We start from the raw sequence: 24,285 nt of genomic DNA, 5'->3' as shown, positions 1-24,285 counted from the left end.
GGCAGCAGACGCCGCACTTTAAAATCCAGTTGCTGCAGATGGAGTATATTCTGCCAGGAGATACATGACGCTGGCATCGCCACTGCCGAGCACCTGGAGCGGATTATTCGTTCAGCCGTACACCAGTTCGAAACAAAGCAACAAAACACCATATTTACCCGGCTCTCACTCAACAGTAAGGTTGCCATCAATCATTTACTGTCAGCCGAAGAACCGGGCACTGCCCGGGTAAACGAAGTCACATTCAGCGGCCTCAAAGCTGACCCGGGAAGGCCCAGTCTGGAGAATGTCCTTTCCGTCATCGCCCAGCTTAAATGTCCTGATAGTGTTGCGCTACAGCCGAATATTTTTCAGGGAATATCCCCTAAATTCATCGTGCAATTTCAACAACGGTGTGCCAGTGAATCGATCAGGGAGCTTCGTCGCCACCCTTCAGCGATCCGTTACAGCATGGTGGCTATGTTTTGCTGGCGTCGCTGCCAGCAACTGACCGATGCACTGATTGAGATGTTGATGGTGTTGATCCATAACCTTGGCACCCGGGCTGAAAAAAAGGTCGATAAAAAGCAGTTTGCGGCGTTTAAAAAAGTCAGGGGCAAGGCACGTCTGCTGTTCCGCATGGCCGAGGCCACTGTTGACCAGCCGGATGGCGTCATAAAAGAGGTTGTCTATCCCGTTGTCCCACAGAAAATGCTGCAAAATTTGGTCGATGAATTCAAAACGCTGGGGGTAAATACCGAACAGGAAGTACATGAATCCATGCGTTCTTCTTACGGTAGCCACTATCGCCGGATGTTGATGCCGGTACTGGACCGGCTTGAGTTTCAGTCCGGCAACGCCCTGTATCGGCCCGTTATTGATGCAATCCAGATTATTAAGGAAAACAGAACCAGCAATCAGCATTTCTATGCGGTGGGTGATGTGCCTGTTGACGGTATTATTCAGAAAAAATGGCGGGATGTTGTCATCGTACAGAGCCAGTCCGGTGAAGAACGCATTAATCGTATCAACTATGAAATTTGTGTTTTACGGGCTTTACGCAAAAGCCTGCGCAACAAAGAAATCTGGGTCTCCGGCGCTGATCGTTATCGTGATCCGGCAGAAGATCTCCCTGCCGATTTTGCCACTAACCGCGCATATTATTATTCCCTGTTGCAGGCACCTACTGATGCGACAACCTTTATTAATCAGATCAAAGGCAGGATGCGCCACTGGCCCGGTACGCTGAATGATGGCTTGCCGGATAATCCCAAACTTCGTATCAGGGAACAGGGGAAAAATCGTATCCATCTGACGCCGCTGGATAAACAAACGGAGCCACCCAACACCGCAGCGCTGAAGCAGGAGATTGGCCAGCGCTGGGCCGATCTGGAGTTGATAGACATACTCAAGGAGGTGGATTTACGGGAACATTTCTCGTCGCTATTTCGCACATCTGCCAGTCGGGAAGTGCTTGAACCTGATGTATTACAACGCCGCCTGTTGTTATGTCTGTTTGGCCTCGGTACCAATGTAGGCCTGAAGCGTATCGCCAGCCAGCAACCCCGCGTTAACTATGATGAATTGCGCTACGTTAAACGGCGGTTTATTCAGAAAGATGCTTTACGCTCCGCGATTTCATATATTGTGAACGGTATTTTCCGTATTCGTCAGCCCGCTATCTGGGGAAACGCGACGACATCCTGTGCTGCGGACTCCCGAAAGTTGGGTGCTTATGATCAGAATCTGATGACAGAATGGCATGCCCGCTATGGGGGGCGCGGTGTGATGATTTACTGGCATGTGGACATGCACTCCACGTGTATTTATTCACAATTGCGCCGCTGTTCCTCATCGGAGGTGGCCGCGATGATGGAAGGCGTTTTGCGGCACTGTACCGACATGGAAATTAACCACCAGTATGTGGACAGCCATGGACAAAGTGAGGTGGCCTTTGCGTTCAGTGATGTGCTGGGGTTCGATCTATTGCCGCGCCTGAAAGCTATCGCCCGACAGAAGCTGTATTTGTGCGAAAAGGAAGATGCCTCGTTGTACCCGCATCTTACGCCGGTTTTAACCCGGGGGATCTACTGGGAGCTTATTGCACAACAGTATGACGAGATAATCAAATATACAGCGGCACTTAAAACCGGAACCGCCGAGCCCGAGGCCATATTACGACGATTCACCCGCAATAACATTCAGCATCCAACCTATAAGGCACTCGCAGAGCTGGGCAAAGCGATTAAGACTATCTTCCTCTGCCGTTATTTGCACGATGAGTCACTGCGTTGCGAAATTAATGCGGGTCTCAACGTCGTTGAAAACTGGAACAGCGCCAATAATTTTATTTTTTATGGCGAACACGGAGAATTCACCAGCAACCGGCCTGCGGATCAGGAGCTGTCGATGCTCTCTCTGCACCTGTTGCAAATCAGTCTGGTCTATATCAATACATTATTGATCCAGAATGTGCTGGCAGAGCCGGTCTGGCAGCAGCGAATGACAGAAGAAGACTGGCGTGGTCTGACGCCATTGATATACCACCATGTTAATCCGTGTGGTCGTATCGAGCTGAACATGGATCAGCGGCTGGCGCTGGCCGCCTGATCGTGTCCAGAACCGTTCGGTTTCGTACACTGGGTCTCAATACTGTCCGAAAGTAAGTGAAATTAGTTTCGGATATGCATTATGATTCGTACATCCTTTTCGGACGGAAATTTTCATCATGTCACGCGTTTTTGCCTACTGCCGTGTTTCCACGCTGGAGCAGAACACGGAAAACCAGCGCAGGGAAATTGAAGCAGCCGGTTTTACCGTTAAATCCCAGAGACTGATTGAGGAGCACATCAGTGGTTCGGTTGCTGCCAGTGAGCGGTCTGGATTTACCCGTCTGCTCGACAGAATGGAAAATGGTGACGTGCTGATTGTCACCAAACTGGATCGTCTTGGACGAAATGCTATGGACGTCAGGAAAACGGTGGAACAACTGACGGCATCGGGTATCAGGGTTCACTGCCTGGCGCTGGGCGGAGTGGATCTAACCAGCCCGGCGGGGAAAATGACCATGCAGGTGATTTCGGCTGTCGCTGAGTTTGAGAAAGACCTGCTGATTGAGCGTACACATTCAGGGATTGCAAGAGCCCGGGCTTCGGGAAAACGCTTCGGGCGTCCTTCGTCACTCAATGGGGAGCAGCAGCGGGTGGTGCTGGAACGTCTTAACGCTGGAGTAAGCATCAGTGCTATTGCCCGTGAGTTTAGCACTACACGGCAGACCATTCTTCGCGTAAGGAAAGCAACCGGAAACGCGGATGCCGAGAACCATTTGGTGAAAGCAATATCGTGAAACAGCGTCTGCTACCAAAACCTTAACCATGCATTGCGGGAAGAAAAGGTTCCAGAGGATTAATTTTGCTTTTAATGACTAACTTGATAAAAGGACATATATATTGATGGAAATTTCAACACAAAAACTGTCTAACGGCATCGTTCTGACGCTTCGCTCTCCCTCCAACAGTACAAAAAAACCAGCGATCATTATGTGCCATGGCTTCTGTGGTATCAGAGAAATTCTGCTACCTGATTTTGCTGAAGCATTTACCCGCGCCGGATTTTCCACCATCACGTTTGATTACCGTGGTTTCGGGGACAGTGACGGCGAACGCGGACGCCTGGTCCCTGCTATGCAAATTGACGATATTATCTCTGTTGTTAACTGGGCAAAAGAACAGCCCTCCCTTGATGCGCAGCGTATTGGCCTGTGGGGAACATCATTTGGGGGATGCCACGTATTTGGTGCGGCGGTCAGAGACCCGGGAATAAAATGTATCGTCAGCCAGCTGGCTTTTGCAGACGGTGAAGAAATCGTCACCGGCAAAATGAATGATGAAGAGAAAGCGGCTTTTCTTTTAACACTGGATAAGATGGCAGAAAAGCAGAAAAGCACGGGCAAAGAAATGTTCGTGGGTGTCAACCGGGTACTGAGCGATGCAGAATCAAAATCATTTTTCGAAGAAAACAGAGCGCAGTACCCAAAGATGGACATTAAAATACCGTTTCTTACGGTGAGGGAAACCCTTCTGTACAAACCTGCATTGAATGCCTCACAGGTGACGTGCCCAACTCTGGTCGTTATTGCTGGTCAGGATACGGTTAATCCACCGGAACAGGGACGGGCATTATTTGACGCAGTAGGGGCCAAAGAAAAAAGGCTATATGAGGAAAGCAGTGCCCGCCATTACGACATTTATGCAGGAGAGCACTTTAAGCAGGTTATCAGCATTCAGACAGAATGGTTTAAAACATACTTGTAATTTTAGTTAATGACTAACGGCGGGTTCAATAGAGCCCACCGCTATGATAAACGTCAAATGTCGCATTTTGTAGCTTCGCTTCCGCTGGGCCTAATTGAAAGTAATACAGGCACGGATATGCAATTAAATCATTTTTACATGGAACAGGACTTAATCATGCCAGTATCAGCGTCGCAGCACAGAGTTTCAGCCGGAACTTATCAGAATAAGCTTCAGGATAATATCAGGGGAAGCTCCACAACACAGCCCCAAAGCCTAAACTCAGACCGTTCTGCCATCCCGGATGAGATACGCCATTTAGGAAGCAGCATTAACAGGGCAGTCAATTCTCACGAAGAACTGAGCAGACCATCTTACCAGATTACATCTCCGCGGCAAGGCCTGGCCGCACCGTTGCTGATGCTGTTGAGCCAGGTAAGACTTGATGGTATCCCTGTTTCATCAACAACTGATATCTCCGCATTCACCTCAGAGAGAAGCGTGTCTCCCCCAGTTTCCCGAGATACAGCGCATTCAGATAACAGCGGTAATGGCTTCAGTACCATGCTGAGTCCGGTTGCCAATGCTCTGTATGAAACAGGTCAGTTTATAGCCTGGTATGACCCACTGAGATTTCCGGGGGCAGAAGCGGCTGCTCTGAATAAAAATCAATACACAGGAAAAGAAGGCGATAGTGTACAAAATATTGAGGGTAATAAAAATCATTACAGCGTCGCCAGACAGTCTTTAGGGACTAATTTTATCGATAACGGTAAACAGGCACTGGTAAACTTCAATGAAAAATATGAATCAATAAATACTCATTTAAAAAAACTTGCCCACAACATTCTCAGGGAAAAGATAAAAACACGCTTTCATATGGATATCGATCCTGATAAAGTTAATTTTATTCATTTCGCTGAGGTATTATATGATGGTGACAAAAAAATCCAATCAGAACCTCGGGAAAACAGATCTCTGACTGAATATCTTTTTACAAATTTCGATAAAAATACTCAACTTAATCTTGTTGACATGGATGCAATGTGCGGCATCTATGATTCATCGATAAAAACGAGGGGTGAATATAAGGCAAAGGATGCTATAAATATAAAACCAACTCAATTTATTGACTTGGTGTGGGATATAGATTTTTATAACTACGCAAAAAAGAAAGCAATAGATTCATTAGATAACCATAAAGACACTCACATAAAAAAATATATCATTGATTTGATAAATGATCTTGATATTAGCTCTATTGACAATGACTCTGCAAGGGATATCCTCAGTGGTGTCGGAGTGCTAAATAATAATGTAAGTGTAACTCTTTTTGATATTAATGGATATACAGCAGCAAATGCTTTTGTTTTTAAAAACAATGACAACTGAAATGTGATATTATATTTACCTAATGGTGATGCTAAGTTTATAAAATTCCGTGGGGATTTTGAAATGCGATCGTGGGTAACGTACGCCTGTGATAACCAAGAGCGACGGGATGAAATAGCATCCCATTTTTCACTAGCCAATAGACAGGACGGAACATTTTACTATGGTGTTGATGAGTGGCTTAGGTCAATTTATAAAAACAATGACTATTATGATCGAGTGGCAATGAAGTCTACGCCAATTCCGTCTGAACATTTTTTCGATTTTTTGCATAACCAGATAAAGGATAAAACACTTTCCGACCTTGACTCATTGATCAAGTCTGATGATGAGGTTAGGCGAGATATGTGGGAAGATATTATTGATGCATCAAACATAATACCTAATCCGGTGTCACCATTTTTATCATTGGGAATACATATTGAACATTTAATAGATGCTGACACCTATGAGGAAAAAGTAAATGAATGGGAAAAAATAAAATATGATGCAGTCAATCTGATATCGATGGTACTCTTGGATAAAACGATAAAACATCCCTGATGTGGAAGGGTATGATTTCATAAAAGAAGTAAAATCTGGATTTGAGAGTGAAATCATGAGATATGAAGATCAATTTCTTGAAAAGAAAACTGACTTTGAGAGAGAAAAAATAATAGATGAAGGTGAAATAGAATATGAAAAAGAGAAAGATTGTTTTCGAGTGAAACGCGGGGGTGTTTTGGGAAAAATGTGTTCTGACAGTGTATCTCCGGAAGTGGAGATAATCGAATTTATATCTAACGAACCGTCTGATGTTTTTATGGAAGAAAGAGTTGATAATGAATGTAAAAGAATATTACAGCACTGGGAATATTCAGAAACTTCTTTGAATGAGTTCGAAGATAATGTTGAAAAATTATCATACCTGGCTTCAAATATGGTTGAAGATAAACCAGTTCTTGATGATTACATTGAGGCGGGGAATGATGGGGTGAACAATTACTTAAGATATGGTCAAGATACAAGCACTGGGGAATATGCAAGAGAGGCAGTGGAGTTAGGTGAAGCATACAATGAGCTGAATAGTTATGATGATTTTTCATATAGAATAATGGTCATGCCACGCGAAAGAGTAGAATCACTGGATGTTGGAGATATTGTTGCTGACAAGGGGTTTTCAAGTTCATCTGCGCTGCTTAATAATGCAAAAGATTGGATTAATTCAAACTATATCAAAGAGTATGCTGATATAGGAGATGATTTCATTTTAATCGTTTATGATAAAGACATTCCAAAGAAAATTGCAGGAAACCATTTTATTATCGATCATATACTGATTCATCCTAGTGAAAAAATAAAAATAATCACCAAAGCCACTATTAATACTCAAGGGAAGAGTGTCACTATAATAGGTGCTGTTAAGTATGAAGGAGATATTCCATCTTCTGATATTTATACAGGACAACTACATAACTGACCCTATATGGTTGGCTGTTCAGTTTAATATAACTCAGCCCTGCTGTTACAGTTATTGCAGAGATATGAAGAAACCAGTAACACCCGGACCTGCTTCTGGCTCGCCTCAGACAGATATCGCCGGTGGCCTGACAGCATGTTTTGATGAAAGGGCATTATACCTTTCAGAGCAGCAATGAAATTATTGTTCTGGGTGTTCTGGGTGTTCTGGGTGTTCTGGTTGACGGGTTGAAACTGGGGTAACGGAAATTTCGGCGGTTCCGGCGTAGAACCCCCATTAAATTTCAGTTTAAACAATGAATTACCTTCTTAGCGTACGTTTTCGTTCCATTGGCCCTCAAACCCCTTTAGCGATTCGCACGTACGCAAGGGGACCGGCGGCTGGACGCGACAGATAACCGAGCGTGAACTGGGGATATCTAAAAGCATCGCCGGGGTGAATATGCGCCTGAACAGCGGCGGCATTCGCGAACTTCACTGGCATAAGGAAGGCGAGTGGGCCTACATGCTCTACGGCAAAGCGCGTATTACCGCTCTGGACACCGAGGGTCACTGGTTTGTGGACGATGTCGGCGTGGGCGATCTGTGGTATTTCCCCCCCGGCGTGCCCCATTCTATTCAGGGGCTGGGCCCGGACGGCTGTGAGTTCCTGCTCGCCTTTGATAATGGCGGCTTTGATGAAGACAGCACATTCCTGCTCAGTGACTGGTTTAAGCATGTCCCTCCCGAGGTGCTGGCAAAGAACTTCGGTGTCCCGGTTGAAACGTTCAGCAAGCTGCCGTCCCCTGCGGATGAATACATTTTTGCCGCCCAGGTACCCGGCCCGCTCAGCGGAGATGCCATCGCTGGCGCAACGCGTTCCAGCACCGCGTTCAGTCACCGAATGATGGCGCAGCAGCCCATTACGCTAAAGGGAGGCACGGTACGTATCACCGACTCCTCGGTGTTCAACGTATCGAAAACCATCGCGGCGGCGCTGGTTGAACTGGAACCCGGTGCCATGCGTGAACTCCACTGGCATCCGAATACCGATGAGTGGCAGTACTATCTTGAAGGGGAGGGAAGAATGGGCGTTTTTGCGTCGTCCGGCCAGGCCCGCACCTATGATTTCCGGGCGGGGGATGTTGGGTACGTACCGTTCGCCATGGGCCACTATGTCGAAAACACCGGCACGAAACCGCTGCGCTTTCTCGAACTGTTCAAAAGCAGCTACTACGCGGATATTTCTCTTAACCAGTGGCTTGCTTCAACCCCACCGGCACTGGTAAAACAGCATCTGCATCTGGACGACACCTTTATGCAGGCGCTGGATAAAACCAAAAAGCCCGTCGTGGAATAGGCTTGCCCACAGGCAGGCGCGCTGCGCGTCTGCCTGAATGCCGGGGCGAATTGCGTCTGCTGATTGTGGGCGCGTATCGTTTCTGCCTCCAGTGTGTCATCCCTCTGTCATCTTTTAGCAGTAGCCTGGCCTGCGGCAAGGTATCCCTCATCTTAAAAAAAGGAACTGCAATGCGCATTCGTTACTCACTGCTGGCTGTTGCCCTGGCGGTCAGCCCGCTGACTCAGGCCAAAACGACAACCCTGACCCTGGACCACCTGCGTGCTATCGCCGATATGACCACCCCCGGCAGTGAAAATACGCAGTTTGTCGCCCTTGAGTCGGCTATCCAGCAATCGCTGATTGGGGCGCTAAAAGGTGACGCCAGCACGCTCACGCGTGACCAGCTTGAAAAGGTAAAGCAGGGCAAAACGCTGGCGGATAAAACGTGGCTGAAGGAAAGCGGTTATGACTTTGCGAAAAAGGAGAATCAGCAGGCGGGCATTGTGCTACTGAGCGCGTTCCCGGCCCTGCCGAAAAGTACCCTCGCCGCCAGCCTGCAAACGGTTGAAGAGGTTAACCTCAACGCAACTGCCAGTTTGCGCCATCAGGCGCTGGTGGATGCAGAAGGGCAGGATCACCTGTTCTTTCTGGCCGATGCGCTGGGACCGAAGCTGGGGCAGGCCTTTCTTTCCGCCTATAAAAAAGGTGAGCTGAATAAGGCGGCTGCGCTTATTAAAGCCAGCGAGGTCAGCACCAGTGCGGCGAAAAAAGAGTTTGGCAATCCGCGTCCGTTTCTGATCCCCGGAAATACCATTCACCTTGTGCCGGATACGGTGATAGTGAAAGACAATAAGCCCTATAGCGCGAGTGAGGGGTCTTATCCCAGCGGGCATACCAATACCGCCTATACCGATGCCCTGCTGTTGGGGGAGATGCTGCCGGAGCGTTTTGTGCCGCTGATGGATCGCGCGGCCCGCTACAGCTATTCCCGAATGGTGCTGGGCGTACATTATCCCATCGATCTGATTGGCTCACGCATGGTGGCCCAGCGCAACGTGGCGCATTATCTTAACGACGCGACGTATCAGGCGCTTTTCGTGCAGGCAAAGCAGCAGCTGCGGAGTGCGCTGGAAAAAGAGTGTGGTACCACGCTTGCGATCTGTGCAAAGCCGGCCGGGGCCGCCGACCCTTATACTCAGCCCTCGCTGCGGCAGTTTTACCGTTTCAGCATGACCTGGAACCTGCCACGCGAGCGGGTGAAGCCATCGCCCGTTGTGGTGCCGGCGGGTGCAGAAGTGCTGCTGGAAGGGCCTCTGCCACACCTGAGCGCGGCTCAGCGTCGTCAGCTGATGGTTTCAACGGCGCTGGCTGGCGGCTACCCGCTATCGGGAACCACGCCGGAACAGAACTTCTGGCAGCGGCTTAACCTGCCCGATGCCGTCAGTGCGGCGCAGTAATACCCGGCTTTCTGAAAAACAAAAACCCACGCAAGGTGGGTTTTACCGTTACCGATACCGCTAACCGGCCGCGCGCAACGGCGCGCCGCAAAAATCAGGCCTGGGGCGCGTTGCTGCTGCTCATTTTCATCAGATCTTTATCGACAAAGAACAGACCTTCGCCGCTGTCGCTCACCAGCGCCAGCTTGTCCAGAACGGATTTAAACAGCTTCTCTTCTTCGTGCTGCTCGGAGACATACCACTGCAGGAAGTTGAAGGTGGAGTAGTCCTGCGTGGTCATAGCGGCATGGACCAGCTCGTTAATTTTTGAGGTGATCAGCTGCTCATGCTCGTAAGCCTGTTGCAGCACATCATTCAGGGAGTTAAAGGTAACCGGCGGGGCAACGATAGTGCCCAGCACTGGCATGGCACCGGTATCGCTCAGATAGTTGAACAGGCGCTGCATATGCTGCATCTCTTCCACTGAATGGTCGCGCAGGAATGCGGCTGCGCCTTCAAATCCTTTATCGGCTGACCAGGCGCTCATCTGTAAATAGAGGTTGGCAGAATAGAATTCAAGGTTTAACTGATCGTTCAGTTTTGCAGTCATATCAGCAGTCAGCATGGTGGCTCCATTAGCAAAAGAGGGGGGTGAATCGGTAACAGGTGAATTGAGCGCATTATGCACGGGTGTTGCCGAAATAAAAACCGTTAGTTTTATTTTTTACCCTTTTTAGGAGTATTGATAACCTTATGATAGTTAACTGATAATTATTATCGCCCAGCTGTGAATAATTCCATTTTTTGAATGGGTCTGATAATTATTCTTATTGCGAACCTGGAGGGGAAATAATATCAGTTACCCATGTCAGTAAAGGGGCAACGGCTTATTTTAAAGGGAGAAAGTGTATTTCCCCCTTCGTCAGCAGGCAGGGTCAGGAGGCCGCGATCAGGCGGTCGAGAATCGCCTGAGCCGTAGTGACATCGGTCACCAGCGCGTTAATCATTTTAGCGCGAACGGCACCGATAATCCCGGCAGCCTTCTCCGGCGTGGCCGCGACGCCAATCGACAACGGCGTGTTGCGCAGCTGCTCCGGTGAGGCCGCAATCATCCGCGTTTCCCCCTCCCAGTGCAGTATGTCTCCGCTTTCAGTCACATAGTGGCGCAGGACATCCCCGGCCGCCTGACTGAGCGCCTGTTCGTCCGGCGTCGCCGTGGAGCTTTCCGCCGGATGGTGGGCGTGGGTAAGGCCTACGCCGACAATGGCGACGTCGAGCCTGTCCCACAGTGAAGTAATTTGCTGGACGCCGGGGTCGCGCAGAAACGCGTCACGAAGGGAAGATGAAGAGATATAGGGCGCATGCAGAAAATGCGGCGTCCCCCCCATCTGTCCTGCCGCCTGGCGAACAAATTCATTAATTTGAAAATGGGCTTCCGCCTGCTGCATCCCGCCGTTCAGCGCAACCGTCAGCACGCCGGGAAGGCGAGGCAGTCCGGCCAGCGTCACCTCGCGCACGGCACGTCCCCAGCCAATGCCGACCACCGAACCGGCCTGCGTCAGCAAACCGGCCAGCGGCGTACTCAGCGAACCCAGTACGTTAGCGGGCGGCGCATCCACCACGGCGGCGCGCTTCAGGCCCAGCTCCTGAATCAGCCTGGCCGTTAAATCCTCAGATGAGGTCAACTCGATAACCTCAATCCTGACGATCCCCGCTGCTTTTGCCTTCGTCAGCAGGCGCGAAATGGTGGCGGTAGACACCCCCAGCTTCTTAGCAATATCGACCTGTGCCATATCGGACTGATAGTGCAGTTTGGCCACCATATGCATCATCGCTCGCGTGGTCGCGGCGTCTTGTAAAAGAGGTTCTTTCAGCTTGTAATTCCTTTCTGCAATGTATTACACTCCGATCATCGATTGGAGGATTATTGCGCAACCCCTGTGAAATTGCAATGCGCTGAACGGGCTAAACCCTGATGGGACGCCACACGTCAGCATGAGCCCCTCAGGATTGTTGCAGCGGCAAAACGATTAAAGAGGCAGTAAACATGTAGTAAAACCCAAACCATCTAAGGAGTTTTTAATGTCCCACATGTCCACGTCAGAATTAAGAGGGTATCAACAAATCTGCGGCAGCAATGGTGCCATGCTGGTGATCGCCTGCGATCAGCGAGGCGCCATGCGCAGCCTGCTTACCGCCGACCCCGACCAGCAGAAAGCCATTTCCGAACGACAGCTCGGGCGTATCAAAGCCGACATTACGCAGTGTCTGGCCAGTCAGGCGTCGTGCGTACTGGTCGATCCGGTCTGTGCCGTCCCCGACCTGGTGGATCAGGGGATTATTGCTCGCGATACTGCGTTATTGATCGGCCTTGACGCCTCCGGCTGGGATACGACCGCCGCAGGCTACCGGAACTCCCGGCTGGTGGAGGGGATAACGGCACGACGGGTACGCGAGCTGGGAGGCAATGGCGGAAAAATCATGGTGTGGCTACGCGCCGATTGTCCGGACGCGAACGAGCACAATATTGCCCTCCTGCGCCAGTGCATTGAAGATTTTAGTCGTGAAGATCTGCTGCTGGTCGTTGAGTTCCTCACTTATCCGCTTGAAGGTGAAAGCGAGGCTGAGTATAAGAGTCGTATTCCCTCTTTGATCTATGAAGGCACGAAAATTTCGCTGGAATGTGGCGCAAAAGTGCTGAAAATCCCCTACCCTGGATCGGCGCAGGCCTGTGCTGCGATAACCCGTCTTGCCGGAGACGTGCCCTGGGCCGTACTCTCAGCCGGCGTGGATCACAGTACCTTTCTGGGGCAGGTAGCCGATGCTATGAGCAATGGCGCTTCCGGCGTAATCGCTGGCAGAGCCTTGTGGAAAGACTGTATTTCGCTGGACAGCAGTGAAACCCGAAATAAGCTGCAAACCGTAGCCGTGCCCCGGCTGAAAGAAATCCAGGCAGTGATTGGCCAGTATTTCCCTGAGAGCGATCACATTCCTGATAACCCAAAGGAGCCAGTAAATCATGTCTGAACGGCAGTTGGCGAACGCCCAAGACGGCAGCCCGCACAGTAAGCGTGTGGTGATGGTTAACGGTATTCCCGCCTCGGGTAAAAGCAGCATCGCCCGTGCCCTTGCCGACGCCACCGGCTGGCCGGTTCTTTCCGTGGACGGTATTAAAGAACCGTTTATGCAGCAGCTGGAAAACGTCGATCGTCTGCTTAACCGTCGTCTGGGTCTTGCCAGCTATCAGGCGATTTGGCATATCGTGGCGTCAGCGCCGCCGGGCTGCACCTTTATTGTCGATGCCTGGTTTGGGTTTCAGCCAGAACAGCGCCTGCGGGAATTTTTGCAGGAAGCCGGGGTAACGGCGCTGGCAGAAATCTGGTGTCATATCCCCGGTGAGCTGGCCGCACAGCGTTATACCTCGCGCCTGGCCCAACGGCTGCCCGGTCATCCTGGCGCGGAATATATTCCCGAGCTTACCGCACTGGCCGAATGGGCAGGCCCCATGAAAATAGGCCCCGTTTTTAATGTGGATCAAATGGGGGATATCGACATCAATGATGTCATTAGCTGGACAAAGGAGGCCTTAAATAAAAGTTATTAATTAATTATTTTTATTTATCAGGGCTATTAACCCCTCTGAGCATAATTAATTTATGTATTCACCTGGTTTTCATTTAATTGCCAGCATGATGTCGTGTGTTTAATTTGTAATTCTCTATTCGATACCGTTTTATTTACAAGGAGTAAATGCGTAAGTGGATCACGGTTTTAATTTTTTCAGATCCGTATATTAAATAACCCCTTAATTATATGAGTATAAAAAAGATGCTGACTGACTGGATTAATGAAAGCAATTTGAATATGTTCACGCGGGTTGACGACTGGCAGCAGGCCGTCGCGCTGGCCGTAGAGCCGATGATCGCCAGGGGGGAAGTGGAACCCCGCTACCTCAACGCCATTTATGAGATGCACCGGGAGATAGGGCCTTACTACGTGCTGGGCGAGGGCATTGCCATGCCCCATGCCCGACCGGAGGAAGGCGTGATTAACACCGCGCTTTCACTGGCAATCGTTTCTGAAGGCGTGAGTTTTAATAGTCCCGATAACGATCCGGTTTATGTCATTTTTGCGCTCGCCGCGAAAGACAGTCATTCCCATATCGAGATGATAGCCAGTCTGTCACAGCTTTTTTGCGAGGAGGAAACCGTAGAAAAAATGAGAAATGCCGTGAGCAAAAAGGATGTGCTGAAAATTCTTAGTCAATTTTAAACAGGCGTTAAAAGATAAAAGTTAAGCTTTAAATAATAATTGAATCCGCATTAGGTGGTAGCGGCAAAAAAACTGAAGACGAAACTACAAGGAACTTCTAATGAAAAAGTTATCTATTCTTGCAGTCTGCGGGGCCGGACTTGGCAGCAGTTTTGCCTGTGAGATGAGTATTGAGGCCGCGCTTAAAGATTTCGGTGTGGATGCGGAACTGTCGCACTGTGATATTTCAAGCGCCTCATCCTCAAGGGTCGATATTATTATGACCGGCGAAAATTTCCGCACTCAGTTTCAGCATTACACCATCAGTGCGACAATTATTTATCTCAAGCGTCTGGTGGATAAAAATGAAATAAAATTAAAGCTAGAGCCGGTGTTAAAAGAGAAGGGCTTTCTTAGCTAATGGTTTTTTAAAAAAATAATTTCCGTATGCCGTGAAAGTAAACAGGGGATTTATTTATGTCTTTCCTTACCTTTATTGTTCATGATGTGCTGGGTCAGGCATCAATATTAATCGCACTTATCGCCATGATTGGTCTTATCTCACTGAAAAAAAGTCCTGGTCAGGTTATTACCGGCACGCTTAAAACGCTGCTGGGGTTCCTGGTTCTGCTGTCGGGCGCGAATATTATCGTCGGGACGTTAACCTTTCTCGGGGAGATATTCCAGAAAGGTTTCAACATGCGGGGCGTGGTCACCGACGTTGGGTCGATTGCCGGTATTGCACAGCAAACCCTGGGGCGCGAGACGGCACTTATTATGGTGATTGCCTTTGTGGTTAATATCGCCATTGCGCGCTTCAGCCGCTTTAAATATATCTTTCTAACCGGGCAGGCTTCCCTGTGGATGGCAACCGTCTGTTCTGTCATTGGCTATATGGGCGGACTGCGCGGAGTGGAACTTATTGTATTGGGCGGTGTGCTCGCCGGGCTGATGGCCGTATTTATGCCTGCGCTTGCCCAACCCATCGTACGTAAAATTACCGGGGGGGATGACTTCGCGCTCGGGCACTTCTGTACGCTTGGCTACATCGTTCAGGCGGGGGTCGCAAAGGTCGCCGGTAACCCTGAAAAGAGCACTGAGGATCTGGCCTTGCCGCAGGCGCTCTCCTTTTTACAGGACACCTATCTGTCAATGATGGTGGTGATGATCCCCATCTATCTGGTACCCGCAATTGCAGCCGGACCAGAGGTCGTTGGCCTCTCGTCGAACGGCGTAAACTACCTGGTATATGCCTTTCTGCAGGCCATCCAGTTTGTGGTCGGGGTCTATGTGCTGCTTGCCGGGGTGCGCCTGCTGCTGGCGGAAATTGTCCCGGCCTTTCGCGGCATTGCACTGCGCATTGTGCCTGATGCCGTCCCGGCGCTGGACTGTCCGGTACTCTTCCCCTATGCGCCGAACGCCGTCATCATCGGCTTTATCTCCACTACCCTGGGGTCAGTCATCGGCATGTTCCTTTTTCCGTGGGTAGGTCTGGCGATGATCCTTCCCGGCATGCTGACCAACTTCTTTGCGGGCGGTACGGCAGGCGTGTTTGCTAACGCCGTGGGAGGACGACGGGGCGCGGTTATCGGCGGTGTTTTCCACGGGCTATTTATTACGCTCCTGCCTGCGCTGCTGCTTCCCCTTTTAGGTCAGTTCGGTATGGAAAATGTGACCTTTAGCGATTCCGATGTTATTGGTATCGGCCTGATATTTGGTCATATTCTTAACTTTTTCCACTGATGGTAACCTTCAATGGAGGCAAAATGAACGCAGAAATAAACGAGATTTTGCAGCGCGACCTGTCTGTTAAAGCCCGTGCAGAAGCGCTGAATGCGCTGGGTAAGCGCTACGCAGACCGTCAGGATACTGATGCAGCCATGCTGTGCTGGGAGAAAAGCGTCGAGTGCTACGGTAAGCCCGGCTTTGCGCAGGCCCAGCTGATGAAGGCCTATAATGCGAAGCGGCGCGCCTGCTCACAGGCAGGTGATGGTGCCGGCGTCGAGCATTACTCGGTTAAAATCGATGCGCTCATGCAGCAGAGTAAGGATGCTATTCGTTACGGATTCTGAAGTTTAATGATGCCGGGAGCCTGGCTGCCCGGTTTTTTTTGCTCTAATTTTAAATCTCAGCAGAATATTACCCTCTATTACCCGTTGTTTTTATACGTGTTAGTCGTTCTCTGGCCATTAGAAATATTTTTTAGGCGGGAAGGAATGCTGTGGATCAGCCAGAAATTAATGTGGATATAGGGTGTGTTAAATTCCTCGGCCCCGAAAAAACACCATAATTTCGTCGGGTGCAATAAAAGAAGCATTTTTTGCAAGAAGAGTGGGTTACAGGAGGGTTTTTATTTTCAATCTAATGATTAATTGAGAAATAAAATATGTATTAATTTAAAAGTTGTATCAGAATTCGATTAAATGCTTTATTTCCATTTCCAGCCCTCGCGCAATAATTGCGATAACTTCAAGGGTAGGGTTTCTTAAACCTCTTTCAATTCCACTGACATAGGTACGATCCAAACCACATTTATGTGCAAATGCTTCTTGAGATAAGCCTGCCTGTAGCCTGAGCTGTTTTACTCTTCGACCGAAAAGAACTTTAGGGCTATTTAGTGTTTCCATGTCCTCATCATCACCTTAAGGTGTCTATAAGTCCACGGACTATTAGTCACATTTAGTTAATGCCATGGTATAGTGTGTAGACCATAGTCTACACAATGGTTCTTTTTTAAAATAAACCCGAGGGAAATTATGAACAGAGAGGATTGGCACCCGGCAGACATTATTGCTGCGTTAAAGAAAAAAGGCACCAGCCTGTCCGCCTTATCACGAGAATCGGGGCTGGCCTCTTCAACGTTATCTAATGCGCTACGCCGTCCCTGGCCTAAAGGTGAAAAGCTTATTGCCGACGCGCTGAACGAAAGACCGGAAGCCATCTGGCCGACGCGCTATAAAAATAACCGGTGAAACGCTAGCGGTCAGCGTGCCGTATCACTGCCCGCAGGTCGCTCACGGAGAGGGCACTGACTGCGCCATCCCTGTGAGGGTGAAAACCGGGTCATCGGGGGGGGCGTTGGGCCGCGCGGGTACCGCCTGTCTCAGGGCGTTCCAGGAAAGTTGCTTAGCTGCCACCAGCAGTGCGGGTAGTGTGCCAGCTGGCGATAATACTTTTTGAGCGCGCAAGGTGACAGCTGCGTAAATGAATCTGCGGTTAAAACGGGCAGAGCGAGCTGTCTTTGCTGCCAGTCAGCCACGCAGTCTGCTGCATGGCGGAAGACGGCTTCGTGTAGCCCCTCGCGCAGCGGCAGGGAGGTATTCCTTATCGCTTCTTCGGTTAATCCGTCAATCTCCGCTGCCCTCTGCGCGATAAATTCCGCGATATAACCCAGCAGTTCCTCAACCGACCGCGATGGCGACTGTAGGGCAAACAGCAACCCGGCTACGCCTGCGATCTGATGAAAACGGCAGCTGACCACATAGCCAATATTTCTCTCCACCCGGTACTGCTGGAAAAAGCGGGGTTCAAAGAGAACGGCCATCAGCTGCCAGGCGGCCAGACCTGTCGCCGTCGGCTCCGTTAGCGGGCAGAAGACGATCACAGCGGCGTCCCGACTTTCGGTAGGGCATTTCAATGATTTCCCTGATGCAAAGGCAGCTGGAACGGGCGGCTCAGGGTTAAATTGTGCCGGAAAGCGGGACAGCAGCCTGGCAAGCGACAGGCTAAGCGCCTTATCCCCGCCGTAAAGCGTGGCAGACCAGTGGAGGCGGGGCAGATGGCCCTCACTTTTATCCACCGCTCCTTCTCCACGAATCAGGCCGGGAAGCTGCGCCAGCAGACATCGTACCGCGATATCCGAGGTCAGCTGTTGCCGCGCACGACGGGCCAGCCGCTCCCCTTTGTGGATATCAGAGGCAGTGGGGGCAATTAATTGCTGGATCACGGCATTTAGCGCGGACAGCAGCAGCTCAGGGTCTCCCCGCAGCTGGAGCAGCCAGATCCCCTGCCGACGGCTAAAGCTGAGTTCGCCGCCATTATGCAGGCAGTCGCCGCTTACCGTCTGGAGCGATGACTCAATAATGGCCGCCACGCGCGGTGACAGCGGCTGGTTGGGCAGTGGGCTGAGGAGCAGACAGGGTGTATCGCTGCCCGGGACGCTGTGCAGCGCGACCGGCTCTAATGGCAGGACGGACGGCGGGGGCAGGGACGCGCCGGAATAAAACGCCATCACCGGCAGGTTAGCTATCCCGGGCTCTGCGTCCATCAGCAGGTTAGTAACCCCACCAGGCCCTGCGTCCATTAGCAGGTTAGCACCCCCGGACCCTGCGTTCTCCTGTCGGCAGGCAATCCCAGGCCACTCAACCGCGTTGAGATCCAGCCAGAAGCCCTGAACCTCTCTCGGATCGGCGGTCACCGCGGGTGATACCCATAGCCGGGTCATCCGCTCCGGGCGCAGCTGGCTCAACAGATGTTGCCACCGTGCCGCAAGCCGCTCCGCTTTTGATTCGGGCGGCGGCAGGGAAAAGGCCCGCGCCCGCAGCTGATCGACAGGATCAAGCTGCCTGAAGCGCTGAAGGGCCAGGGCAGCATAGTGGCTTAGCCCGTCAGCGGGGAGATCCTGTAGCATCGCCAGCCAGCGGGTAAAGACAGCTTCAAGAGAGAGTCGAGGCGGAGTGCCTTCGTCAGCCGGTTCGCAGAGCTGGAACTCAATGGTCAGCACTGACTGAACCGGGCTGCGCCAGGGTTCCAGCAGCCGTACATCGTCGCAAAGCCCCGCCGCCCGTAGCGTAGCCAGCAGGCTGTACGCGGCGGTATCCAGCAGTAGCGCCTGCAGCAGAGAAAAGGTTTCGACGGCGGGATCGTCAATAACAAAGCTGAATAGCATCAGTCGGGCAGCGGCGTTATGCAGCGCGAACGCCCGTTGGGGCCGCAGCGCAAGCCGGGGTAGATCGTTTATCCGCTGAGGCCGTCGCGCACGGATATTTACCAGCCCATCTGCAGGATGACGAGCGCCCGGCGTAGCGGGGCGAAACAGATTGCCCCACCGTTCCGCCAGCGCGCGCAGCTCCGCGAGCGGCTGCGGACCCTGGAGCCAGAGCGTTAGCCTGCCAGCGTGGAAAAAGCGCTGGTGGTATGCGCGCAGCGCCCGCTGGAGCGCCACGTTATCATCGCCAAAGCTGGCCTGATTGCCCACCTGAAAGCGGTGAAGGGGATGCGGCTGCGCAAAGGCGTGGCTCAGCGCCGCCCCGGTCAGGGTCTCGGTATGAGAAGCCAGCATGCGGTATTCCGCGTCAATCACCGCCACTTCCTGAGCGATGGCTTCAACGGCCACCAGAGGAAAAGCCAGCATATCGACCAGCCTTGCCAGCGCCCCGTCCAGCTGCGCCGGATTGACCCCGACAAACCAGGCGGTGGAGGTGGCGAGGGTTGTCGCATTCAGCTTTCCGCCCTGCGCGGGCACCCAGGCCATCAGTCGGTCGCTTCCCTGAAAGCCTTCACTGCCGGTAAACAGCACGTGTTCCAGCAGATGGGCCAGGCCTGGCCACGTATCCGGCTCATGATGACTGCCCGCAGCAAGCTGTAGCAGCGCCGCCGATTGCGTGGCACAGGGATCCTCGATCAGCCTGACGCGTACGCCGTTAGCCAGCCGGATCCTCTGCTGCCTGTCAGCCGTGGCCATATTGCGCGATCAGCCTTTAAAGATCAGCTGGGAGTTGACGCGATTGCGGAACTGCAGCTGGTTGATCTGAATATTGGTACAGTTGGCCTGTTCGCGCGCCTCCAGGATTTTGCCATGGTGTGGCGATTTGCCACAAACCGGATCGGTATTGTCCGCATTGCCGGTCAGCATCCAGGCCTGGCAGCGGCAGCCGCCAAAATCGCGCTCTTTCTCATCACAGGAGCGGCAGGGTTCCGGCATCCAGTCAAAGCCGCGGTATTTGTTAAAACCGAATGACTCATACCAGATTTCCTGTAGCGAATGCTCCAGCACCGACGGGAACGCGATCGGCAACTGACGGGCGCTGTGACAGGGCAGGGCCATCCCCTCCGGCGTGACGCTGAGGAAAATAGCCCCCCAGCCGCCCATGCAGCCTTTTGGCCGCTCTTCGTAGTAATCGGGCGTCACAAACAGCAGGTTAGCCAGGTTGCCGCTGGTAGTCATGGTCTCGCGATAGCGTTGGACCACCGCCTCCGCGCGGGCAATCTGATCGCGCGTGGGCAGCAGCCCTTCGCGGTTAAGCTGCGCCCAGCCGTAAAACTGACAGGTCGCCAGCTCCACGTCATCGGCTTCCAGCTCAATGCTCAGATCGATAATACGGTCAATCTGGTCGATATTGTGCCGATGCAGCACGAAATTCAGCACCATCGGATAGCCGTGGGCCTTAACCGCTTTGGCCATCGCCAGCTTGGTCTGGAAAGCCTTTTGCGAGCCGGCCAGGGCCGCATTAAGCGTTTCATCGCTGGCCTGGAAGCTGATCTGAATATGATCCAGCCCCGCCTCAGCAAAGGCGTCAATTTTCTTCTCAGTCAGGCCGATACCGGAGGTGATCAGGTTGGTGTAGAAGCCCAGATCGCGCGCGGCGCGGATTAGCTCGGGCAGATCCTTACGCACCAGGGGTTCCCCCCCGGAGAAGCCGAGCTGAACGGCGCCCATCGCGCGTGCCTGCCTGAAGACTTCGATCCACTGGTCAGTGGTCAGCTCTTTTTCCTGCTGGGCAAAGTCCAGCGGATTAGAGCAGTAGGGACACTGCAGAGGGCAGCGGTAGGTCAGTTCCGCCAGCAGCCAGAGCGGCGGATTGACCTGGGGTTTAAGCAGGTTCACGGAAAATTATCCACTTTTGTTCAATGGCCTGAACGAAGAACTCTTTCACATCTTCATCCACGCCGCCGGCGTCAGGAAACTGGGCGTTAAGCTCGGCGATCAGGGTGGCCAGCGAACGCGCGCCGTCAACCCGCTGTAAAATCGCGGCGGCGCTGTCATTCAGCTTTGCCATCCCTTCCGGGTAGAGGATAACGTGGCATTCCTGGGTTGGCTCCCACTGTAGCCGATAGCCACGGCGGAAGGACGGGATGTGCTGTTCGTTAAGGGGCATTATGGCAGTCTCTCATTGTGCCAGACGATCTTGTCGGTCACGGTGTGATACGGAGGCCGGTTCATCTCATAGGCCATGGTCATGGCATCCAGCATGCTCCACAGGATATCCAGCTTGAACTGGAGGATCTCCAGCATACGCTGCTGTTTCTCAACCGTAGTGCACCACTCAAGCGCCAGTTGTAAACCGTGTTCAACATCGCGATTCGCCTGGCTCAGACGGCTGCGGAAGTAGCCGTAGCCCGCCTCTTCGATCCAGCTATAGTGCTGCGGCCAGCTGTCGAGCCGTGACTGGTGGATCTGCGGCGCAAAGAGTTCGGTTAGCGAGCTACAGGCCGCCTCCTGCCACACTGCCCGACGGGCAAAGCTGACGTAGGCATCCACGGCGAAGCGCACGCCCGGCAGGACCATGCGTTCAGAGAGCAGCACGTCGCGATCCAGCCCGACCGCCTCACCCAGGCGCAGCCAGGCTTCAATACCGCCTTCACTCCCTTCCTGACCGTCGTGATCGAGAATGCGCTGTACCCATTTACGGCGCGTCAGCGGGTCGGGGCAGTTTGCCATGATCGCTGCATCTTTCAGCGGGATGCTGGTCTGGTAATAGAAGCGGTTCGCCACCCAGCCCTGGATTTGCTCGCGGGTGCATTTCCCGTTGTGCATCGCAATATGCCAGGGATGATGGATGTGGTAGTAGGCGCCTTTCGCGCGCAGTGCCTGCTCAAAGGCCTCGGGGGTCATTGGCTCGGCAGGTAAGTTATCTGGCTTCATCTTCATCTCGCTAAAGGTCAATGCGCATACCATCCCAGCTTACCTCGATACCCAGCTGCGTCAGCGCCTGACGTTCAGCCGAGTCCGCATCAAGGATCGGGTTGGTATTGTTGATATGAATTAAAATTTTGCGCGCAGCAGGCATCGAGGCCAGCAGCGCAATCAGCCCCTGCTCCTCGGCCAGGGCCAGGTGACCCATGTCCTTACCGGTATTGCTGCCGACGCCGGTGGCGGCCAGTTCATTGTCGTGCCACAGCGTACCGTCAATCAGCAGGCAGTCGGCCTTTTTCATCCAGCCCAATAGCTCGCTGTCCGGTTCGCCCAGGCCGGGCGCATACAGCAGCGTTTTACCGCTGCGGGTATCTTCGATAAACAGCGCGACATTGTGGCCAGGCAGCGGTTTTCCCCGGTACTGCGAATAGGGCGGGGCGTTGCTCAGCAGGGGGATCGCGGTAAAGGTTAGCGCCGGGCAGACCGCCACGGAGAACGGTTCGCCGGGGGTGATCGCATGATGGACAAGCCCGCCGTTCCAGTGCGTCAGCATCGTGAAGACCGGGAAGCCCTGGGTCAAATCGTCATGGACTTCTGGCGTACACCAGACCTGATGCGGGCAGCCTTCGCGCAGGCTCAACAGCCCGGCGCTGTGATCGATCTGGCTGTCGGTCAGAATGATGGCGCCGATAGCGGTGCCGCGCAGTGCGCCCGTTTTATTGAGCGCCGGAGTGGCTGCAATTTGCCGGGCGATATCCGGCGAGGCGTTGCACAGCACAAAGTCTGTGCCGTCATCGCTCAGTGCTATAGAGGATTGCGTACGCGCCGTGGCGTTCAGGGTGCCGTTACGCACGCCCTGACAGTTGCTGCAGTTGCAGTTCCACTGGGGAAACCCGCCGCCCGCCGCAGAACCGAGAACGTTAATCTGCATGTGGTAACCAGAAAGAGAGTAGAAAAGAATGCCCACGGCAGGCCGCGGGCATAGGGAGATTAACGGTTAGAGATGTACAGCGTAACTTCCAGACCTAAGCGTAAATCAACAAATTTAGGTTTAGTCCACATGGTGAAGCTCCTCATGGTGTTAACAGATAATTAAGGTTCTGCGAAGGTAAGTTCAGCAGGGTTGGGCCTAATGTCAAATACCGAAATTCCGGCGGGGCAAATGGTGCGCCTATGCCAAAACGATATCAACCCTGTAAGCCGCAGGGGTATTTCCTAAGGATAGTGTAAAATGTCCCATTTGGTTCATTTTTCCCAGGTTTTCTTTAATACGGCCAGCCAGTTCCGCCAGCTGATTTTCTCAATCAGCGACTCAGCGTAGCCGGCAGCGCGCATCGCCGCGATCAGCTGCGGCAGTCCGGCCGCATCGCGAAGGGGATCCGGTACGCTGATGCCGTCAAAATCGGAGCCAAAGCCCACCCGATCTTCCCCGAGGATCGCCATCAGCCCCTCCAGGTGGCGGAGGATATCCCCCAGCGGGGTGTCGCCGTTGCGCTGGCCGTCCTCGCGCAAAAAGGCGGTGCCAAAGTTTACCCCGACAAAGCCATCGCTGTCGGCGATAGCCGCAAGCTGGGAGGCGAGTAAGTTGCGCGGCTGCGCACACAGGGCATGGACGTTGGAGTGGGTGGCGACCAGTGGGGCGGTACTGTGCCGGGCGGTCTGCCAGAAGGCTTTTTCATTCATATGCGACAGGTCAATCAGCAGCTTTTTCTGATTACAGACGCGGATCAGATTGAGGCCTTCCGCCGTCAGGCCCTCTCCGCTGTCGGGCGAGCCGGGGAAGTCACCGGTCACGCCGGTGCCGAACCGGTTTTGCAGATTCCACAGCGGGCCAATACTGCGCAGGCCAGCCTCAATCCAGCGGTCAAGCTGGCTCAGCTCGCCATCCAGCGCTTCCGCTCCCTCAATATGCAGCACCATCGCCAGCACGCCCTGGGTAATACAGAGCTCAATCTCGCTGGCGGTACGGCAGATTTTAGCCCGCCCGTTCGAGCGCGTTTCAATCGCCTGCAGCAGCGCGATCTGCGCATCCGTAATGGCCAGCGGGTCGTGCTGCCGTTCACCCTGGCCGGCCTGATGCTGTTTCGTATAGCTCGCGGGCGGCACGAAAACCGCAAACAGCCCACCCGCAAAGCCGCCCTGACGCATTCGTGCTAAATCAAGATGGCCGCTCAGCGAGCCGTCAAGAAACCGCGCGACGGGATCGGAGGCGGTATCCTCCAGCCACAGACGCAGCAGCAGGTCGTTATGGCCGTCGAAGACGGGCAGAGGTCGTGAGGCGAGGTTGTCAGTCATCATATT

At 52.6% G+C, this 24,285-nt stretch carries 20 protein-coding genes and 4 pseudogenes; 14 read left to right on the top strand and 10 right to left on the bottom strand.

The window, feature by feature from the left end; all coding sequences use genetic code 11:
* Positions 1-42: 42 nt before the first annotated feature.
* From AC4PCC_RS17100 to AC4PCC_RS17070, 7 genes and pseudogenes are all read left to right on the top strand, one after another.
* Positions 43-2,589, top strand: a pseudogene (locus tag AC4PCC_RS17100) (Tn3 family transposase); the annotation flags it as partial.
* A gap of 118 nt (positions 2,590-2,707) precedes the next feature.
* A complete protein-coding gene (locus tag AC4PCC_RS17095; RefSeq protein ID WP_492125317.1) occupies positions 2,708-3,325 on the top strand; it encodes a recombinase family protein in 618 nt (205 codons plus the stop codon).
* Between the two features lie 106 nt (positions 3,326-3,431).
* On the top strand, positions 3,432-4,292 hold the full coding sequence (uilS, locus tag AC4PCC_RS17090; protein ID WP_492127554.1) for a UilS family quorum-quenching N-acyl-homoserine lactonase: 861 nt from the start codon (positions 3,432-3,434) through the stop codon (positions 4,290-4,292).
* A 9-nt stretch (positions 4,293-4,301) separates the two neighbouring features.
* Positions 4,302-6,206: pseudogene (locus AC4PCC_RS17085) on the top strand (dermonecrotic toxin domain-containing protein).
* A 55-nt stretch (positions 6,207-6,261) separates the two neighbouring features.
* Entirely contained in the window at positions 6,262-7,122 is an 861-nt protein-coding gene (locus AC4PCC_RS17080) for a hypothetical protein (RefSeq protein WP_492125316.1), read from the top strand.
* Between the two features lie 345 nt (positions 7,123-7,467).
* A pseudogene (locus tag AC4PCC_RS17075) lies at positions 7,468-8,460 on the top strand (cupin domain-containing protein); the annotation flags it as partial.
* A gap of 170 nt (positions 8,461-8,630) precedes the next feature.
* On the top strand, positions 8,631-9,899 hold the full coding sequence (locus AC4PCC_RS17070; RefSeq protein ID WP_067706501.1) for an acid phosphatase: 1,269 nt from the start codon (positions 8,631-8,633) through the stop codon (positions 9,897-9,899).
* A 94-nt stretch (positions 9,900-9,993) separates the two neighbouring features.
* Here AC4PCC_RS17070 and ftnA read toward each other — a convergent pair whose 3' ends face one another.
* Positions 9,994-10,503 (bottom strand): non-heme ferritin, encoded by a 510-nt coding sequence (ftnA, locus tag AC4PCC_RS17065; protein WP_067706498.1) that lies wholly within the window; start codon positions 10,501-10,503, stop codon positions 9,994-9,996.
* Between the two features lie 310 nt (positions 10,504-10,813).
* Positions 10,814-11,701 carry a sugar-binding transcriptional regulator gene (locus tag AC4PCC_RS17060; protein ID WP_492125315.1) on the bottom strand — a complete coding sequence of 296 codons (888 nt, stop codon included), beginning with the start codon at positions 11,699-11,701 and terminating at the stop codon, positions 10,814-10,816.
* A gap of 259 nt (positions 11,702-11,960) precedes the next feature.
* Between AC4PCC_RS17060 and AC4PCC_RS17055 the strand changes: the two genes are divergently transcribed.
* From AC4PCC_RS17055 to AC4PCC_RS17030, 6 genes and pseudogenes are all read left to right on the top strand, one after another.
* Positions 11,961-12,905 carry a tagatose-bisphosphate aldolase gene (locus tag AC4PCC_RS17055; protein ID WP_492125314.1) on the top strand — a complete coding sequence of 315 codons (945 nt, stop codon included), beginning with the start codon at positions 11,961-11,963 and terminating at the stop codon, positions 12,903-12,905.
* Positions 12,898-13,482 (top strand): P-loop nucleotide/nucleoside kinase family protein, encoded by a 585-nt coding sequence (locus tag AC4PCC_RS17050; protein WP_492125313.1) that lies wholly within the window; start codon positions 12,898-12,900, stop codon positions 13,480-13,482. Before AC4PCC_RS17055 ends, AC4PCC_RS17050 begins: the two co-directional genes overlap by 8 nt.
* Positions 13,483-13,742: 260 nt before the next feature.
* On the top strand, positions 13,743-14,150 hold the full coding sequence (locus AC4PCC_RS17045; RefSeq protein ID WP_231877628.1) for a PTS sugar transporter subunit IIA: 408 nt from the start codon (positions 13,743-13,745) through the stop codon (positions 14,148-14,150).
* 100 nt (positions 14,151-14,250) lie between these two features.
* Positions 14,251-14,550, top strand: a complete 300-nt coding sequence (locus AC4PCC_RS17040) for a PTS sugar transporter subunit IIB (RefSeq protein ID WP_492125312.1) — start codon at positions 14,251-14,253, stop codon at positions 14,548-14,550.
* A 56-nt stretch (positions 14,551-14,606) separates the two neighbouring features.
* Positions 14,607-15,851 (top strand): annotated as a pseudogene (locus AC4PCC_RS17035) (PTS sugar transporter subunit IIC); the annotation flags it as partial.
* 44 nt (positions 15,852-15,895) lie between these two features.
* Positions 15,896-16,201: a hypothetical protein gene (locus AC4PCC_RS17030; protein WP_492125311.1), complete on the top strand. Its 306-nt coding sequence runs from the start codon at positions 15,896-15,898 to the stop codon at positions 16,199-16,201.
* 336 nt (positions 16,202-16,537) lie between these two features.
* Here the strand turns inward: AC4PCC_RS17030 and AC4PCC_RS17025 are convergent, their stop codons facing one another.
* The gene (locus AC4PCC_RS17025; RefSeq protein ID WP_073981011.1) at positions 16,538-16,756 is read right to left on the bottom strand and encodes a helix-turn-helix domain-containing protein; all 219 of its coding nucleotides are present in this window, start codon (positions 16,754-16,756) and stop codon (positions 16,538-16,540) included.
* Between the two features lie 129 nt (positions 16,757-16,885).
* Here AC4PCC_RS17025 and AC4PCC_RS17020 point away from each other — a divergent pair, with 129 nt between their 5' ends.
* A complete protein-coding gene (locus AC4PCC_RS17020; RefSeq protein WP_067706480.1) occupies positions 16,886-17,101 on the top strand; it encodes a helix-turn-helix domain-containing protein in 216 nt (71 codons plus the stop codon).
* A gap of 131 nt (positions 17,102-17,232) precedes the next feature.
* Here the strand turns inward: AC4PCC_RS17020 and pqqF are convergent, their stop codons facing one another.
* The 7 genes from pqqF to AC4PCC_RS16985 form a co-directional block, all read right to left on the bottom strand.
* Positions 17,233-19,812, bottom strand: a complete 2,580-nt coding sequence (pqqF, locus tag AC4PCC_RS17015) for a pyrroloquinoline quinone biosynthesis protein PqqF (RefSeq protein ID WP_492125310.1) — start codon at positions 19,810-19,812, stop codon at positions 17,233-17,235.
* 9 nt (positions 19,813-19,821) lie between these two features.
* On the bottom strand, positions 19,822-20,955 hold the full coding sequence (gene pqqE / locus AC4PCC_RS17010; protein WP_067706471.1) for a pyrroloquinoline quinone biosynthesis protein PqqE: 1,134 nt from the start codon (positions 20,953-20,955) through the stop codon (positions 19,822-19,824).
* The gene (pqqD, locus tag AC4PCC_RS17005; protein WP_067706468.1) at positions 20,942-21,226 is read right to left on the bottom strand and encodes a pyrroloquinoline quinone biosynthesis peptide chaperone PqqD; all 285 of its coding nucleotides are present in this window, start codon (positions 21,224-21,226) and stop codon (positions 20,942-20,944) included. The genes pqqE and pqqD overlap by 14 nt, the downstream gene beginning before the upstream one ends.
* The gene (gene pqqC, locus AC4PCC_RS17000) at positions 21,226-21,993 is read right to left on the bottom strand and encodes a pyrroloquinoline-quinone synthase PqqC (RefSeq protein WP_067706904.1); all 768 of its coding nucleotides are present in this window, start codon (positions 21,991-21,993) and stop codon (positions 21,226-21,228) included. Before pqqC ends, pqqD begins: the two co-directional genes overlap by 1 nt.
* Before the next feature lie 10 nt (positions 21,994-22,003).
* Entirely contained in the window at positions 22,004-22,915 is a 912-nt protein-coding gene (gene pqqB / locus AC4PCC_RS16995; protein WP_067706465.1) for a pyrroloquinoline quinone biosynthesis protein PqqB, read from the bottom strand.
* A 59-nt stretch (positions 22,916-22,974) separates the two neighbouring features.
* Positions 22,975-23,046, bottom strand: a complete 72-nt coding sequence (gene pqqA, locus AC4PCC_RS16990) for a pyrroloquinoline quinone precursor peptide PqqA (protein ID WP_071822147.1) — start codon at positions 23,044-23,046, stop codon at positions 22,975-22,977.
* Between the two features lie 183 nt (positions 23,047-23,229).
* A complete protein-coding gene (locus AC4PCC_RS16985; RefSeq protein ID WP_492127553.1) occupies positions 23,230-24,279 on the bottom strand; it encodes a dipeptidase in 1,050 nt (349 codons plus the stop codon).
* Positions 24,280-24,285: the final 6 nt, after the last annotated feature.

It is taken from the genome of Erwinia sp. L03-1 (assembly GCF_058686115.1).
Note: the sequence above shows the minus strand (reverse complement) of the source record. Positions and strands in the feature narration are given on the sequence as shown.